This is a genomic window from Terribacillus saccharophilus, assembly GCF_046592595.1.
GTDB lineage: Bacteria > Bacillota > Bacilli > Bacillales > Amphibacillaceae > Terribacillus > Terribacillus saccharophilus_C.
On the sequence record NZ_JAWVPF010000004.1, the window covers coordinates 351564 to 366576 of the forward strand.

Genomic DNA, 15013 nt, shown 5'->3' on the forward strand with positions numbered 1-15013 from the left:
GTTAATAATTATAGATTAGATTTATTTCGCAACCTCATCCATATCATCCCGATTTAACCAATATTGTGTACCATCTGCTGTTCTTTTAAATAATTCAAAAGTTATTAGATATCTTCTTTGCTCGACATAATCGTCTTTCGAGAACATAGTCAGAAGTTCCTCGTTAATTTCCTGCTCGGAATACATTTTTCCTGCCTCGAATTTCTTTGTGAATTCAGAGGATAAGATATATTTCTTTTTCTCTTTCGCAGGTAAACTGATAACTTTCCCGTCTTTCATGAAATTAGAGATTACTTGATTTCTTTCTTTTTCTGTAAAGCTGTATTTCAAGATCGTTCAACTCCTCTTTCCTTATTACCGCATCTTCTACTTCCAGAATATACAAGAGGGATCCAATTGGCAATAAAAGGATAGGACAGACCTTCGATACAGTCGTCGTTTTACTTCTCCGCTTCGAGCTTCATCATCGCCCCAAAATACTGCTGTGCAGTGGTAAAGCAGATAAAAGCACATAGTTCACTGATTTCAGCTTCTGTAAAATGCTCCTTCAGTATTGCAAAGGATGAATCCGGAACTTCCCCTTTATGATGGCTTTGAAAGACTGTCGCAAATCCTACGGCTACAGACGTTTTCTCATCAAACAAATCCAAATCTGGTTTTCCTTTCGCTTTGCAGTAAGCACAACCATTGTTTTGAGCTAATGTACGCCTTACTTGTTCTTTCAAATGTTTGGATAGCTTCCTATCCTTCTCTAAGATATCGGCTAGTTCCGACCAGGCGGTCATGATCTCCAGGTTATGTCCTAATAATTTTGTGAAGCTTGTTTTTCCAAATTTCGATTTTGTAATTCTTGCCATGACTTCTCCTCCTTCGATATATTTAATATAAGTATTCTGTCCGCCCATTTACATATAGATTTTAAGGCGTTGTTCGACTGCAACTTATTCTTTTTAATGAATTTAGGGAGGATGTTTTTAAAAATGAAAATAGATGAAACAGATAGAAAAATTCTAGCGGAATTAACGGCAAATAGCCGTCTATCCATGAGCGAACTCGGACGACGGATTAATTTATCTTCTCCTTCTGTAAGAGAACGTGTGCAGCAATTGGAGTCCCACGGTGTGATCAAAAGATATACACTGGAAATCGACCATGAAAAGTTAGGTCAGCCAGTACAATGCATCATGGAAGCAACAATGCAGAATGGAAATTATAGTGGATTCAAGGCACATATCGCAGCATTGGATAATGTGGATTTCTGTTATCGGATTGCTGGCAATGCCTGCTTTATGCTGAAAATGCGATTCGAGGATTTTGCACAGGTGGAGGAATTCATTGATTCCATTGCTTCCTATGCTGTGACCGTGACACACTTCATCTTTTCACAGGTAGAAATGAATACAAACAAAAAAAGAGCAGACTGACAAGTCTGCTCTTTTCCCTACTGAAACAGATAATCCAGGAAAGTCTCTATTTTCCTTCTATCCGTCAGCTTTTCATTACATGCCTGGCTGTCCTTGCATATATAGTTCCCTCTATTCACATAGGTCTCTTTTCCGCTCTTGACCCTTGTGACGAACAAGCCCACTTCATCCAAACTGTTGCATAATGTACAGATCCCTTGCGTACTGCTGTTATCAAAGACACCGGAAATGCCTCTCAGCTTGCCTTGATACTCTACGATCAAGTGCTGCTTATGTGCACGCGTGTCGAACCATCCGATATACGACAATCTCTTAAAATCCATTCCATCAATATCTGGCATCTGCAGCTTTTTCGCTTTCGGAAACAGCTTCTCCACCGTTTTCTTCGAGACCCGTCGAAATGGTATGACATACTGCCTCAACTCAGACAGAAATGCCTCCGCTTCTATTTCATCTTCTATTTCGAGCAGACAAGTAAGAAGTGTTTCCTGCACATCATTCATTTCCGGCAGCATCTCCTCTACTTTTGAAAAAGCATGGAGCTTCACACCATCCAATGTATCCTTATGATTCACCGACGCATGCGCATGGATGATATGAGATACCTGCCGGGCGATGAAGTTATATTGGTCATTCCGAATAAAAGCTTGTTCCGTGATTTTCCGTTTATCCATTTTCTGTTCGCTCCCTTATCTTTTTGAGTGCTTAGATAAGTGCAAAGCCCGGACAGAAAAGGATACAATGGCGATTAGTAAACAGACTTCTCACACAAAGTATCGCCTTTCACCATAGGCTTTGCATGAGCTGTTACAAATTCTGACGCATGAGCATTCCTCTCAGTTGCCATCAGGTATCACCTCCGCTTCCAGAATATACAAGAATGGAAATCTTGGCAATACATCATAACCGTTAATCTCCGGATAACCCTTGAATTTATGAGCAGAATAACCTCGATCAATGATAAAGGAGTGTCCAGAATGAAAGAAATACTGCAGCAAGTAAAGGATAATTTAGAAAGAACCTTTGACCATCCTGACTCAAATGATCTAACAAGCAGTATAGAGTTGCTGGAAAAAGCTATCGACCAGTATGGAGATAAAGGAACTATGCTTCACGATGCAATTCGTTCGTTAACGCATGCGCAGCATGCCAGAAACCAGTTAGAGCACGCAGGTGATATTTCTTCTTCGGCTTCATTCGGTGAAGCATACAATGCTATTGAGCAAGCTCTTTCCTCATACGAATAATGGCAGATCTTAAGGAAAGAACCTGCTTCGGATGAAGTAGGTTCTTTTTCTGCTTAAGAAGCAATCGGCTTCGTTGGTGTTCTCGGTGTATGTTTTGGATAATGATTTCTTAGATATGGCATGACCCAGCGATCCAGGCCGTATCGTCCGGCATTAGCTCCTGCGACTAGCAGGAAGATAGTCAGCAAGACCATTTGTGCGTTTGTGCTGACAGTGCCGCTGAACAAGAAGGCAAAGTTCATTGTTATTCCCATAAGTGCTGCGAAGTTGGTAAAGACGCCGAGAATAAGTGCGATTCCGACAAGTATTTCTCCCCACATGACGAGGAAGCTGAACAATCCTGCGTTTGGCAATGCGACTTGTTCCAGGAAGACAGCCCACCAGCCTTGCACTGCTGGATGATCTCCGCCGGCTTGTGCGACTGCGCCTTGCAGGAAGCCACTCGCATCGAATCCCCCACCTGTCAGTTTGCCCAGTCCGCCAGTCAGCCACGTATAGCCAAGGTAAATTCGGATAACTGCCCATAGTCCCGCCGCTGCTTTACTGTTTCGAATCCACTGTATGATCATTTTTTCCACACTCCATCCATGAAAATAGTTTGTTAAACATTTCACATATTTAGATTGAGATGGATTAGCGCTTTTCCTTCTACACTTGTAGTATAAGCGAAAAGATAAGCTTGCGCTCAATTTTGTGAACGTTTTCACAAATTCGCAATATTCCTTTTACAGTTTTGTGAACGTGGGTAAAATGCTGTTTCAAATGCTCTTCTTTATCCGATCACCTCCAGCGACATTTCGCAGATTCATATCTTGACTTGGAGTCGACTCTAAGGTGTAGCGTAAAGAAAGAACCAACGAAAACAAGACTGAGAGGAGACATGGAAATGGCTGAAAAACAAACAGCAGGACGGGATTTATTAGGAGAGTTCGCTCCGAAATTCGCAGAACTGAATGATGATGTTCTTTTTGGGGAGGTTTGGTCAAGAGAACAGGAATTATCACCACGCGATCGCAGTTTGATTACCATTTCTGCCCTGCTTGCAGGCGGAAATATGGAGCAGCTGACACCGCATCTCCAGAAAGCAAAAGCAAATGGCTTAACGAAGGAAGAAATTGCAGAAGTTATTACACATCTGGCTTTTTATGCCGGATGGCCGAAAGCCTGGTCTGCATTTAATATCGCGAAGAAAATCTTTGATGAAGATACGAAAGAAGGATAAACATATGACAAAAGAAAATTTAAGCAACAGCACTATTTTTGAATTAGGGAATAAAGTTGAAAACAACTTCATCGGCGATGCCTATTTGAACATGATATATACGGATGAAAAGCCAGTCAATGCACCAATCGGCAATGTCACCTTCGCTCCGGGAGCACGCAATAATTGGCACTCCCACAAGATTGGTCAAGTGCTTCTCGTTACAGGCGGCGAGGGCTGGTACCAAGAAGAAGGCAAAGCTGCACAGTTGCTTAAAAAAGGCGATGTCTTAAATATACCAGCTGATGTAAAGCATTGGCATGGTGCAACGAAGGATAGCTGGTTCGTTCATTTAGCTATTTCACCAGGTCAGACAGAGTGGCTGGAACCTGTGGAAGATGAGTGGTACAACAAGCTGTAAGCATCACAATCAGTGAGGAGAATGTACGATGGTTTATCGTATAGGTGAGTTGGCGAAACTAACCAACTTAAGTGAGCATACACTTCGCTTTTATGAAAAAGAAGGTTTACTCGTCCCAAAACGGAATGACAGCAATATTCGGATCTACTCCGAGGACGATCGATCATGGGCAGAATTTATCGTGCATATGAAAGGGACCGGTATGTCGCTGGAAGATTTAAAACGGTATAAAGATCTTCGAGAATCAGAAAATGATAATTACGAAGAATTAGTCGCTATTTTAGTTCACCATAAAGCTAATGTAGAAGCTAAAATTGCAGAATATCAGCACAATCTGGATTTGGTGAACAAGAAGATAGACATGTACAAGCAGCATCTGGAAGGCAAAGTCGAAATGGATTTATATGAGAAATTTGTTGAAAACAGAAATGCACAAAAATAAAAAAGAACGAGGAGCATACCTCGTTCTTTTTGCGTTTCGTGCTAACAATACGGTGGGTATCCTTAGATTGTTCTTCTTCTCTTTTCATCTTCCTGTTCCCGTTCCACCCAATAATCAGCATTTTCAATATTGACTTGCGAAGGCCGGAATACTGGATCAAGTCCTTGCTTCCTTTGCGCCTTATAATCCTTAAGTGCCAGCATAGTCGGCTTATAAAGGAGGATGACAGCGATTAAGTTTACCCAGACCATTAGACCAAGTCCTATATCCGCCAATGTCCAAGCAAGCGTCGCCGAACGAACAGTACCAAAGAATATTGCCGCCAGGAATAACACTTTTAAAACAACGGAAAAGATCTTCCTTGATTCCCCTCTGACGATATAAAAAAGATTCGTCTCCGCAATATAGAAATAAGCAACCAATGTAGTAAAAGCGAATAGAAACAGAGAAATTGCCACAAATGGCGAACCGAATCCACCGAGCACCCCATCCACAGCAGCCTGCGTGTAGCCTGCACCTGCTTCCATTCCGTTCGTGTAGTCGACAATATAGCCGCCATCAGGATCTGTGACGCTGTAATTGCCTGTCATCAATATCATCAGAGCAGTTGCAGTACAGATAAGCAGCGTATCTATGTATACAGAGAAGGTTTGTACCAAGCCTTGTTTTACCGGGTGGGATACTTCGGCCGCAGCTGCTGCCTGTGCTCCTGTTCCCTGTCCTGCCTCATTGGAATACAACCCTCGTTTCACTCCCCAGCTTATAGCAGCACCAATCATACCGCCAAATGCAGAGTCCACACCAAAAGCACTGCTGAAAATGAGCGCAAACGTACTCGGAACCTGTTCAATATTTGCGAAAATGACAATTGCAGCTACAATCAAATAAAATAATGCCATGATCGGGACAACATAGGACGCTAAAAAGGCAATTCTGCGGACACCGCCAAAGATGACATATCCTGTTAGCACAACCAAAGCTATCCCAGTTATCACCGGTCCGATACCGAAAGCGTTATTCATGCTGTCAGCGATAGCATTTGCCTGAACACCTGGAGTCAAGAGGCAGGTGGATACTGCTGCAACTACTGCGAAAATATAACCGTACCATTTCCATCCGAGCCCTTTCTCTGCATAATAAGCTGGACCGCCGCGGTATTCCCCATCTACTTTCTTTTTGTAAATCTGAGCAAGTGTCGACTCCGCAAAAGCAGCAGCTGACCCAAAGAAAGCGATGAACCACATCCAGAATACAGCTCCCGGACCTCCTGCTGCGATAGCAGTTGCAACCCCAGCTATATTCCCCGTACCGACCCTCCCGGAGAGTGCGATAACCAGAGATTGAAAGGGCGAAACACCCGATTCAGAACTTTTCCCGGTAAAAGTATGCACAACCATGTCCTTCAGATATCTGACTTGCAGCAACCCGGAAGCAATCGTATAAACACCAGCAACCACAACGATGAAGATCAGCATTGGCACACTCCATAAATAACCGCTAATCTCCGTTAACAAAGCTTCAAAGCCCAATAGAGTACCTCCTGAAAAGATGTATTTAAGACGGAATATGGGTTTATTATGTCGAAATACCATGTGGGATGCATCTTTGTTGTGAGATTATATAACAGACTAATTTGATTATTCAGATATTTATTTTTGCTAGGCAGGTAATATGTAAATATATTAACAAAGCGCGGGTCAGTACTTTCTCACATTATCTATATAAAGACCCTGCCTAATATTATTCAGCAGGGTCTTTATATACTATATGAAACTCAGCGATACGTATCATGCGTCGGCACAAACAAATCTTCCTCCGCTTTTCGAACCACTGAAAAATGATCAACATTATAGTGGCCGTGCAGAATCTGATTATGATGCTGGATGATCTGCTCTGCTGTCAGGACATCGGAACCAGCTGTTGAATGGCCATCTGCCACGAGTGTTACATCCATGCCTTGTACGGTGGCAGTACGGACTGCCGTGTCGATACAGTGCTGGGTTTCACAGCCCATGATGACAAGATGGGCAAATCCCTCATCTTTCACATACTCCAGTAAACCTGTTCCGTAGAAAGCATTGGTTGCCTGCTTCTCAAAGACGGGCGCTGTCTCTGGCATTTGGATATCCGGATGGATCTGGAATCCAGCTCCTTTTCCTTCGGCGACATCTGTATCGCGGACAAAAAGGATAGTGGCATCTGCTGTTTGTGCTTTAGCGATGACCAAATTAATTTGCTCAATCAGATTTTCTTTTCGGTAAACAGGTCTCTCTCCTGCTCCGCCTTCAATCAGTGCTTGCTGTGCATCTATAATCAATAATGCTTGCTTCAATAAAAGCTCCCCTTTAGCTGATTGCTATGACACTCCTGCTTTGCGACTTGTATACTGCAGTGTTTGTCTGTTTCATATGGAACCGCCTCCTCTTGAAATTAACTGTAGTATACACCACTCCCCAACAAGATGGTGTATTTTTCCAATCATAATATGTTTACTGTCAGCTCTATCCGGTTATCTATACCGTGTACGAATCACGTGAGGAGGATCAACATGGCAAAGAATACATTAGCACTGCATGAAACATTGGAAGTACACGAAGTACTTACTCTGAAGCAAAGCTGCCTCGTGAAGTCCTATGCATTACAATCCCTTGCCGAAGATGACACCTTGAGAATGATTCTGGATAATGATGTAACGAGTTCCGAGAAAGCAATCAAGGAACTGCAGGAAGTCCTATCTAAATAAAGGGAAGGTGATTGGAATGAGTATCACGGAAAAATTGAAGACTGCTGGAAAAATGCGCGATGAGTTGATTGCGACTGAGTTATTGGTTTCAGCTAAAGCTACTGTCAGAACATATGCGGTTGCCCTGACAGAAACGGCATCCCCTGACGTACGAAAAGTTTTGAAGAAGCAATTGGACCAAGCAATTGACAATCACGCCAAGATCGCAGATTACATGATCAAAAACGAAATGTACTATGCGCATGATGTAGAAAAACAATTGGAACATGATAAAGAAAAAATCGAGAAATCCCTGGAAATAGTGAAGTAAGAAAACCTAGTGCAGCCAGCGTGCTGTACTAGGTTTTTTTCTTTAAAATTGTAATTCCTTGCTTCGCAAAAGATAGGTTTGAATCAGCTGGTTTGTATCCTCCAAATCCTTTACCGACACAACCTGTGTCGTCTGGTCAAGATGCTCAATCGGAACATTCAGGATGCTTACCGGGATCTTGGTGGATAGCTTCTTATACCGATGCCGAAATAGGAATTCCAGCTGAAATGGAATATCATGGGCAATAGCTAAATCAACAAGCTGATTTTTCAATGTCTGATTGATTGGAATTGTTTTATCGGCCACTTTGATGGCAACTCCGCTTCCTAGTTCGATTGCTCCTTTGCTTTTGCTGGCAATGCTTTGGCGAGGGACGGATCCGATGAAGAAGGCAGCTTCCCCCTCAAGCTGATAGGTGAGTTGCTTTTTGTTATGGAACGGAAAGAAGATGATGGTTATTTCCCCTTCCGCTGTATCCCATTGCTGGAGCAGATTGATTGCAATTGCCGGAGCAACTTTGTTATCCAGTCCTTTTCCGACGACTCTTCCGCTCACTTCGTCCCCAAGATACAGGAAATCATCAAATAGCGTCACATGGTTGCCAAGCTCCACACCCATTGCGCGCGCATCGTTTTCCGAGTTGGCACCAATATCAATCTCAGCAGCATGCTGCCCTGCTTCACCTGCCATGACTACGCCCTGCACCAATCCATGCTTTGTCTCTACTTGAACAGTCTGCCCCTGCGCATAGGTGAGGGAAAAATAGTTTGCATCCGCTATAAGTGAGCCTGATTCTGTAATGGAGGTCACTACATAAATTTCCTCCTTCACCTCTGCCAGCAAGGTTATCCTTGGCGAATACTTTTCCCCATACTTACGGACAATAAGATTCCCCCGGCTGTCAAAGTACATTTCATCAGCGAACGGAGTAATCTTATCGACGATCTGTGAAACAAATGATTGATTATACCCTTTGTACTTGGACAGTTCCCGAATCAATTCAAACATGTTGCCTTCCCCTTTCTATAGGCAGCGGGACAAATACAAAAGCCTCTCGTGCAAGATGCGTCGAGAGGCTTCCTCTATTCATCTTATCTGCCGGCTATGAACCGATGGAATTAGCACAGTATCTGTCGTCAGACCTGCTGCTGAGGTTTCACAGGGCCATATCCCTCCACCTCTCTAGATAAGAAACATATACAGTTTTCAGAAAGTTTATCAGACAATGAGTTCATTGTCAATATACCTTATTGGTTTACTCAGGATTAAATACTTTTGCATATATGATGTGTTCATCCCTTGGTTAGAATGAAAGTATTACTCAACAACATCCGAAAGACACATTGGTATTATATTGTATAAAGAATCATCTTAATACCACGTGTTGTTTGAGTAGTTTAATTGAAGATAAGAAGGGCTGATCATGATGGGTTGGGAAACTAGACGAATCATTGCTGTATTGTTTATCAGCATTCCTTTACTAATTGCACTTTATCTTTGTTTTAACAGTCATTTATTATTTCAAAATAGCTTAGACATGACCGAGGAGGCTGTTATAGGCAGGATTTTAATAATCATCTTTACACTTTATCTTTCGACCAAGATAGGGTTTTTTATATTTAAGAGTTCAGAAAAACAGCTTTAGTCATACATGCTGCACACAAAAAAAACCTCAAACAATTACATTGTTCGAGGGTTTTTTATTAAACAGTATAATTTGCAGGCATCCAGCTTGCTCCGACACCGCCACGTCCAAAATGAATCGCCATGACAGAACTGATTTCATTGCTGATGAAAACTTCTACTTTATCTCCGCATGTTTCCATCATATGCTTTAACTCTGTCGCAAGGTCAATGGAATTCACATGTGTGATGCGGACAACATGTTTCCCGGATTGCTCAATATCATGTCGTAATCTCTCCAGCATCCACTTCAGCAGACGCTTCTTCGTACGGACTTTGCCCATAACCTCTAATTTCGCGTTTTCAAAACCGATAATCGGTTTGATATGCAATAAGTTCCCGATTCTTGAAGCAGTCTTTGAAATGCGGCCAGTACGTACCAGCGTAGTCAGGTCATTAATCGTCAGGTACAGCTCTCCATGTGTACGGTAATATTCAATTGCCTCTAATAATTCATCTAATGACTTGCCTTGCTCCATCAGCTCACACACTTTGATGACGATATTCTCTACTCCGATAGAAGCTGTATTCGTATCTATGACAGTGATTTTCTCACTGGCACCTTCGATGGAATCCTTTGCTACACGTGCCGAATTTACGGTACCGCTTACATTTTCTGTACAATGCAGGCTGATAATAGCATCGTACTCTGCCAATAATTCTTCATATAGTGTTACAAATACCTCAGGTGAAGGCAGGGAAGAAGAATAAGAAGCTCCCTCATCTATAAAACGAAATAACTGATCATTCGTAATCTCTTTTAAATCAATGTAGGACTTATCGTCTACAACTACATTTAAATGCGCGTAATATATAAAAGGATATCTCTGTAAATCCTCTTCTCTCAAGTTCGTCAGACTGTCTGTTACAATTGCAATTTTCATTTATTCACCTCTAGTTCAGTATAACTTGTAATTCAAATAAAGAAACAAGAAGATTAGGAAATTAGTAATAAATCAGTCATGAAAATACATACAAATATCACAAATTTCCGTTTACTGTTACTTTGGTTAAAAAAGGAATCGATTTTATTGGACGAAGAGCAATCTAATCCTATATGTCACCTATAAATTACCCAAAATCAAGGAGTTAATTAACATATCAAGCAAATAAAAAAAACTGCCGGTCTCCCGGCAGCTTCACTTATTCTGGTGCTGTTTCATGTGCTGGAGTAGTCAAATCAACTTCTTCCAGTTTGTACACCTTCGTTTTCTTTTTCACTTTAAATATGATCCAGCAGAGCAGGAAGACTGGAATACCGATGTAGGATGCAATGAGCGTGCCCCAATCCACACCATCTGCTGTGAAAGCAGAGAAGCTCTGTCCGACAATAACGATGATACATAGCAAGAAGGCTAGTATCGGCGCAACCGGATAGAATTTCGCTGTGTAAGGTAAATCCTTGATGTCATTTCCTTGAGCAAGATATGCTTTACGGAATCGATAGTGACTGACTGCGATACCAACCCATACGATGAAGCCGGCCATTCCGGATACGTTCAGCAGCCATGTATACACAACACCATTTCCGAAGAAGGATGTCAGGAACGCAACACAGCCTACTGCTGCTGTCGCGATCAATGCGTTCACAGGCACACCGTTTTTGTTCAGTTTACCAAGGAAAGCAGGTGCTTTTCCTTCTTTCGCCAGGTTCCAAAGCATACGTGTGCTGGCATACATACCGGAGTTACCGGCAGAAAGGACAGCAGTAAGGATAACCGCGTTCATGACTGATGCCGCAAACGCAATTCCCGCTTTTTCGAACACAAGCGTGAACGGACTTAGACGGACATCGTCACTTGCAAGGCTTTCTGTTGTATACGGAATGAGCATCCCGATAATGAAGATTGCCAAGATGTAGAACAACAGAATACGCCAGAAGACAGAACGAATCGCCTTTGGAATCGATTTTCTGGGATTGTCTGCTTCTCCGGCAGCTGCTCCGAGCAACTCTGTTCCCTGGAATGAGAAGCCTGCAGCCATGAATACACCAAGCAAAGCAAGGAAGCCGCCATTAAATGGTGCATCTTCTACAGTGAAGTTGGAGAATCCAGGTGAATCCCCGCCTAGGATTCCAATGATCATCAATAGACCGACAATGATGAAGATGATGACAGTAACAACTTTGATCAACGCAAACCAATATTCCGATTCACCGAATCCTTTAACAGAAATATAATTCAACAAAAACATGATGATAAGACTGATAGCACTCCAAATCCAAGATGGCGTATCGGGGAACCAGAATCCCATGATCAATGTTACGGCAACGAGCTCAGCCGCGATTGTGATAGCCCAGTTGAACCAGTAGTTCCATCCTAATGCAAATCCAAATGATTCATCGACAAAACGTGATCCATATGTGCTGAAGCTTCCGGATACAGGCATGAATGCTGCCATTTCCGCCAAGCTAGTCATCAAGAAGAATACCATACAGCCGATTAGCGCATATGCAAGCAATGCTCCTCCTGGTCCTGCACTGCTAATGGCTCCTCCGCTGGCCAGGAATAATCCTGTACCAATTGTACCGCCAAGGGAAATCATCCCCAAGTGACGAGCTTTCAGTTCTCTGCGTAAGCCCGGTCGTTTTGTGTTGTTGCTCACTTTCTTTCCCCTCTCTGTTTCTTCTTCCGTTGCGCTATAGATACGAAAAAAGGCCATCCCGGATAGTTTGCTCTATCGGAACGGCCTTTACTTATAAACAGCATCATTCTCACAAAGATAGCGCAACACGCCAGCTTTGCTACTGACGTGACAGTCCTGTCCCTATTCGAGCGCAGGCCCAGCCAGTAGGATTGGAGAATCCATCCGGCTTCGGCAGCTGTTCCTTTCCATCCTGATAAACGATCTCTCCTGATCTTCCAGTCTGTACTGATAACAGCCGCAACCTCTACCCCATCAAATGATGAGGATTTGTATGCAATTAAAAAACCTTTTTAACTGTACTACACACATTGACATATTTCAACAAGAAATTTTTTCTGCATGAAGAAACACGCGGCAAGCGCGTGTTCTTTTATCTTATATAAGCTGTCTCTTGCTGTTTCTGGCCGCCCTGTTATCCCCTTTGTTTCGCAGGGATGGCATGATCCAGCGATCGATGCCGTATCGGCCAGCATTCGTGCCGCCAATGAGCAGCACCAAACCCAAGATGATCAATATCAAGTTCTGCTGAAAAGCACCGCTTAATAGGAATGAAATATTCATCAGTATTCCCATAAAGGCTGCAAATCCAGTAAAAGCACCAAGCAGCAGCGTCAAGCCGACCAGTGTCTCTCCCCACATGACGAGGAAACTGAAAATCCCTGCATTCGGAAGGACTACTCCTTCCAGGAAGCTTCCCCACCAGCCCTGGATGACACCTGCCTCCGAGCGTGCTAACGCACCTTGGACGAAACCACTTGCATCAAAGTTTCCGCTCATCAGCTTACCTAAGCCAGCTGACAGGAACGTGTACCCAAGATATAATCTGATCACTAGGAAAACGACTGCTGCTCCCTTACTCTGACGCAAGGTATTAATCATAATTTTCCCTCTCCTATCGCTGCCAAAATTGTAAACCGATGTGGGTCGGCACTTCCACAGCTCTAGTATAAAAGGAAAAACATAAAATGGAATATTTATACGGAAATCTTAATAGAATAGTAATAATTTTAGAATATTTTAAATGCATCTCCTAGATAGGCACTATATAGACAGATGCTGGTTTTTCGTGATTCTTAGGTAACAGGCGAAATATCCCATTAAATAAATTAGATTCTATAGTACAGCAAGCCGATAATAGTGATTGGCCTTTTCTTCTTCTCCTTTTCGCGTATAAAATTCTGCCATGCGCAAGCTATAATAATGGACACTGTATCTATCATCCATTGCTTCATAATAGGCAATGCCTTCTGTCCATACTGCTTCAAAATTATCGCAGTCGACAAACTGCTTATGCAGCATGGCGAAAGCCCATTGATAGTCCATATCCTGGTCATTCTTACTCCTGGTAACTCCGATTTGGTAATATTTCATTGCTTCTGAGTGGTGTTTGACACGGAAGAGGGATTCTGTCAGATAGTAGAGGCTCTTCAAATAATGAGAGCAAGGTGTGGCATGTACAGCTTGATCGAAGTAATCGACTGCTTTTTCAAACTGCTGCTGCACAAAATGAAGCAGTCCAAGGTTATGATGGATCATTGATGCCAGATCAAAGGATATTCTGTCAGCACTACGCTGGCAGTCGAGTGCTTCATACAAAAGAGATTCGGCTTGATCGAAGTTCCGTATCTCCAATTGATTCATTCCAAGCAGCAGCTTGCATTTCGCAAGGTGATATTGCTGCTTGAAAGATGATGCATAAAGAAGAGCTTTATTCGCGTTCCATGTAGATAGTGCGGGTATACAGTTGCGGTAATAGGCATGAGCCAGCTTATAGTAAAAATCTGCTTTTTCTTCATCCTCTGTTACATAAAGCTCCGCATGTTCATAATACCTTATCGCTTCTTTCCATCTTTTCTCCTGAAAAAGAAGCTGCCCCTTAAAGTAGTGATAAAAATATGCATTCTGCTGCGAAAGGGCACGACCGCATGCTTCGAATTGTTCAACAAGCTGCCTGGCAGTCAGTAATTCCCCGAGCATAATCTGGTAGCGTATTGCTAGTAAATCAAATGTAATCAAAACTTCCTCAGATAGAATCTCATTTTTTGACGCATTGATTATGTCTTTCAGTATTGCGGCTTCTTCTCGCCTTTCCTGTTTCATCACATCATAAAAATCCTGCAGCAACTCGCTAAAATTTTTATCTGTGACTGACAAAACCAGGCCCATAGTCACCCTTCCTCCCTACACATACAATTCTTTTTGCCAGTTAAACCAATTCCTTATTTTACAAATTTTCTTTATTATTTACTTCTCTACCCGAGAATTATTTCCTGCCTTCCAGATAAAAAACAAAAAGGATTGACGGTAAATCACCGTCAATCCTCCTATATATTTTGTACCATCTTTCTAATCTCTGATAAATCGACTATTCTCGGCAAGTTTACAAGCTGATTATACGATTGGTCTTTTACAAACACCTTTGTTGTGGAATCTTCCAGCAACGTATTCAGTACATGCGGTTTATCATCAAAATAATAATCAAGCTGGAGTTCTTTGATGATGTGCACCTTTTCCTCATCCTGCATGCCGTAGAAAAATTGGTCATCTTTAACCGGAAATCCTAATGCACGAAGCCATTCCTTTGTCCTTTCTCCATGCTCCTTTGGTCTTGAGGTAATATAGTAAATCTCGTGCCCCTCCTGATCCAGTTCCTGCAATAGCTCGACAGCATCCGGGAACGGCGGACAAGTAGTATAGTAGATTTCGTCCAGAGTGGAATTCCACATGTCAGATCCTTGTTCATCGGTCAATCCGAATGGTTCATGAATTTCGACACGTTCAAGCTTCTGAAACACATCAAGCGGGATGTTCTTTTTCAGTTTCTTATTATAAATATGGAAGGCGTGCTCCCGCAGATTGATGAGTGTATCATCGATGTCAAAGCCGAATTTCATCG

The 15013-nt window shown here is 42.4% G+C and carries 19 protein-coding genes and 2 riboswitches; of the genes, 7 read left to right on the forward strand and 12 right to left on the reverse strand.

From position 1 onward, the window contains the following. Positions 1-21: 21 nt before the first annotated feature. Complete coding sequence (locus SFC25_RS08890) at positions 22-330, reverse strand: DUF2087 domain-containing protein (protein WP_411214930.1); 309 nt, start codon at positions 328-330, stop codon at positions 22-24. Between the two features lie 110 nt (positions 331-440). After that, positions 441-857 carry a carboxymuconolactone decarboxylase family protein gene (locus SFC25_RS08895; protein ID WP_411214931.1) on the reverse strand — a complete coding sequence of 139 codons (417 nt, stop codon included), beginning with the start codon at positions 855-857 and terminating at the stop codon, positions 441-443. A gap of 123 nt (positions 858-980) precedes the next feature. Here SFC25_RS08895 and SFC25_RS08900 point away from each other — a divergent pair, with 123 nt between their 5' ends. Next, positions 981-1424, forward strand: coding sequence for an Lrp/AsnC family transcriptional regulator (locus tag SFC25_RS08900; RefSeq protein WP_411214932.1), 444 nt, complete (start codon positions 981-983; stop codon positions 1422-1424). Positions 1425-1441: 17 nt separating this feature from the next. On the opposite strand, the gene SFC25_RS08905 is transcribed toward SFC25_RS08900, so the two are convergent. Then, entirely contained in the window at positions 1442-2098 is a 657-nt protein-coding gene (locus SFC25_RS08905) for a FusB/FusC family EF-G-binding protein (RefSeq protein WP_411214933.1), read from the reverse strand. A gap of 303 nt (positions 2099-2401) precedes the next feature. Here SFC25_RS08905 and SFC25_RS08910 point away from each other — a divergent pair, with 303 nt between their 5' ends. Then, the gene (locus SFC25_RS08910; protein WP_411214934.1) at positions 2402-2671 is read left to right on the forward strand and encodes a hypothetical protein; all 270 of its coding nucleotides are present in this window, start codon (positions 2402-2404) and stop codon (positions 2669-2671) included. A gap of 53 nt (positions 2672-2724) precedes the next feature. Here SFC25_RS08910 and SFC25_RS08915 read toward each other — a convergent pair whose 3' ends face one another. Continuing rightward, positions 2725-3240: a DoxX family protein gene (locus SFC25_RS08915; RefSeq protein WP_411214935.1), complete on the reverse strand. Its 516-nt coding sequence runs from the start codon at positions 3238-3240 to the stop codon at positions 2725-2727. 317 nt (positions 3241-3557) lie between these two features. On the opposite strand from SFC25_RS08915, the gene SFC25_RS08920 reads away from it, so the two are divergent. From SFC25_RS08920 to SFC25_RS08930, 3 genes are read left to right on the forward strand one after another with little or no spacing between them, the layout of a single operon-like run. Further along, a complete protein-coding gene (locus SFC25_RS08920) occupies positions 3558-3893 on the forward strand; it encodes a carboxymuconolactone decarboxylase family protein (RefSeq protein WP_411214936.1) in 336 nt (111 codons plus the stop codon). Positions 3894-3897: 4 nt separating this feature from the next. Then, on the forward strand, positions 3898-4293 hold the full coding sequence (locus SFC25_RS08925; RefSeq protein WP_411214937.1) for a cupin domain-containing protein: 396 nt from the start codon (positions 3898-3900) through the stop codon (positions 4291-4293). A gap of 28 nt (positions 4294-4321) precedes the next feature. After that, positions 4322-4735: a MerR family transcriptional regulator gene (locus SFC25_RS08930; RefSeq protein ID WP_411214938.1), complete on the forward strand. Its 414-nt coding sequence runs from the start codon at positions 4322-4324 to the stop codon at positions 4733-4735. Positions 4736-4797: 62 nt separating this feature from the next. On the opposite strand, the gene SFC25_RS08935 is transcribed toward SFC25_RS08930, so the two are convergent. Both SFC25_RS08935 and SFC25_RS08940 read right to left on the reverse strand, forming a co-directional pair. After that, positions 4798-6210, reverse strand: coding sequence for an alanine/glycine:cation symporter family protein (locus tag SFC25_RS08935; protein ID WP_411214985.1), 1413 nt, complete (start codon positions 6208-6210; stop codon positions 4798-4800). Positions 6211-6509: 299 nt separating this feature from the next. Beyond that, the gene (locus tag SFC25_RS08940) at positions 6510-7067 is read right to left on the reverse strand and encodes a cysteine hydrolase family protein (RefSeq protein WP_411214939.1); all 558 of its coding nucleotides are present in this window, start codon (positions 7065-7067) and stop codon (positions 6510-6512) included. A gap of 216 nt (positions 7068-7283) precedes the next feature. Here SFC25_RS08940 and SFC25_RS08945 point away from each other — a divergent pair, with 216 nt between their 5' ends. Next, a complete protein-coding gene (locus SFC25_RS08945; protein WP_411214940.1) occupies positions 7284-7478 on the forward strand; it encodes a spore coat protein in 195 nt (64 codons plus the stop codon). 16 nt (positions 7479-7494) lie between these two features. Next, positions 7495-7788 carry a spore coat protein gene (locus SFC25_RS08950; RefSeq protein ID WP_411214941.1) on the forward strand — a complete coding sequence of 98 codons (294 nt, stop codon included), beginning with the start codon at positions 7495-7497 and terminating at the stop codon, positions 7786-7788. 42 nt (positions 7789-7830) lie between these two features. On the opposite strand, the gene SFC25_RS08955 is transcribed toward SFC25_RS08950, so the two are convergent. The 6 genes from SFC25_RS08955 to SFC25_RS08980 all read right to left on the reverse strand — a co-directional run bounded on the left by SFC25_RS08955 (position 7831) and on the right by SFC25_RS08980 (position 15011). Continuing rightward, a complete protein-coding gene (locus SFC25_RS08955) occupies positions 7831-8796 on the reverse strand; it encodes a hypothetical protein (protein ID WP_411214942.1) in 966 nt (321 codons plus the stop codon). Positions 8797-8876: 80 nt separating this feature from the next. Next, a riboswitch (SAM riboswitch) is annotated at positions 8877-8981 on the reverse strand. Positions 8982-9491: 510 nt separating this feature from the next. Beyond that, positions 9492-10355, reverse strand: a complete 864-nt coding sequence (locus SFC25_RS08960; RefSeq protein WP_411214943.1) for a DegV family protein — start codon at positions 10353-10355, stop codon at positions 9492-9494. Positions 10356-10614: 259 nt separating this feature from the next. After that, a complete protein-coding gene (locus SFC25_RS08965) occupies positions 10615-12117 on the reverse strand; it encodes an amino acid permease (RefSeq protein ID WP_411214986.1) in 1503 nt (500 codons plus the stop codon). 68 nt (positions 12118-12185) lie between these two features. Continuing rightward, positions 12186-12372: riboswitch (Lysine riboswitch) on the reverse strand. Between the two features lie 120 nt (positions 12373-12492). After that, positions 12493-12999 (reverse strand): TQO small subunit DoxD, encoded by a 507-nt coding sequence (locus SFC25_RS08970; protein ID WP_411214987.1) that lies wholly within the window; start codon positions 12997-12999, stop codon positions 12493-12495. A 231-nt stretch (positions 13000-13230) separates the two neighbouring features. Next, positions 13231-14283, reverse strand: a complete 1053-nt coding sequence (locus SFC25_RS08975) for a tetratricopeptide repeat protein (RefSeq protein WP_411214944.1) — start codon at positions 14281-14283, stop codon at positions 13231-13233. A gap of 158 nt (positions 14284-14441) precedes the next feature. After that, positions 14442-15011, reverse strand: a complete 570-nt coding sequence (locus tag SFC25_RS08980) for a 5' nucleotidase, NT5C type (protein WP_411214945.1) — start codon at positions 15009-15011, stop codon at positions 14442-14444. Positions 15012-15013: the final 2 nt, after the last annotated feature.

What these genes read in the sequence shown, in the direction of transcription:
- SFC25_RS08930 (WP_411214938.1), top strand. Translation starts at nt 4,322, where the DNA reads ATGGTTTATCGTATAGGTGAGTTGGCGAAACTAACCAACTTAAGTGAG.
- SFC25_RS08975 (WP_411214944.1), bottom strand. Translation starts at nt 14,283, where the DNA reads ATGGGCCTGGTTTTGTCAGTCACAGATAAAAATTTTAGCGAGTTGCTG.
- SFC25_RS08935 (WP_411214985.1), bottom strand. Translation starts at nt 6,210, where the DNA reads ATGCTGATCTTCATCGTTGTGGTTGCTGGTGTTTATACGATTGCTTCC.
- SFC25_RS08960 (WP_411214943.1), bottom strand. Translation starts at nt 10,355, where the DNA reads ATGAAAATTGCAATTGTAACAGACAGTCTGACGAACTTGAGAGAAGAG.
- SFC25_RS08955 (WP_411214942.1), bottom strand. Translation starts at nt 8,796, where the DNA reads ATGTTTGAATTGATTCGGGAACTGTCCAAGTACAAAGGGTATAATCAA.
- SFC25_RS08915 (WP_411214935.1), bottom strand. Translation starts at nt 3,240, where the DNA reads ATGATCATACAGTGGATTCGAAACAGTAAAGCAGCGGCGGGACTATGG.
- SFC25_RS08980 (WP_411214945.1), bottom strand. Translation starts at nt 15,011, where the DNA reads ATGAAATTCGGCTTTGACATCGATGATACACTCATCAATCTGCGGGAG.
- SFC25_RS08905 (WP_411214933.1), bottom strand. Translation starts at nt 2,098, where the DNA reads ATGGATAAACGGAAAATCACGGAACAAGCTTTTATTCGGAATGACCAA.
- SFC25_RS08910 (WP_411214934.1), top strand. Translation starts at nt 2,402, where the DNA reads ATGAAAGAAATACTGCAGCAAGTAAAGGATAATTTAGAAAGAACCTTT.
- SFC25_RS08920 (WP_411214936.1), top strand. Translation starts at nt 3,558, where the DNA reads ATGGCTGAAAAACAAACAGCAGGACGGGATTTATTAGGAGAGTTCGCT.
- SFC25_RS08950 (WP_411214941.1), top strand. Translation starts at nt 7,495, where the DNA reads ATGAGTATCACGGAAAAATTGAAGACTGCTGGAAAAATGCGCGATGAG.
- SFC25_RS08900 (WP_411214932.1), top strand. Translation starts at nt 981, where the DNA reads ATGAAAATAGATGAAACAGATAGAAAAATTCTAGCGGAATTAACGGCA.
- SFC25_RS08945 (WP_411214940.1), top strand. Translation starts at nt 7,284, where the DNA reads ATGGCAAAGAATACATTAGCACTGCATGAAACATTGGAAGTACACGAA.
- SFC25_RS08925 (WP_411214937.1), top strand. Translation starts at nt 3,898, where the DNA reads ATGACAAAAGAAAATTTAAGCAACAGCACTATTTTTGAATTAGGGAAT.
- SFC25_RS08895 (WP_411214931.1), bottom strand. Translation starts at nt 857, where the DNA reads ATGGCAAGAATTACAAAATCGAAATTTGGAAAAACAAGCTTCACAAAA.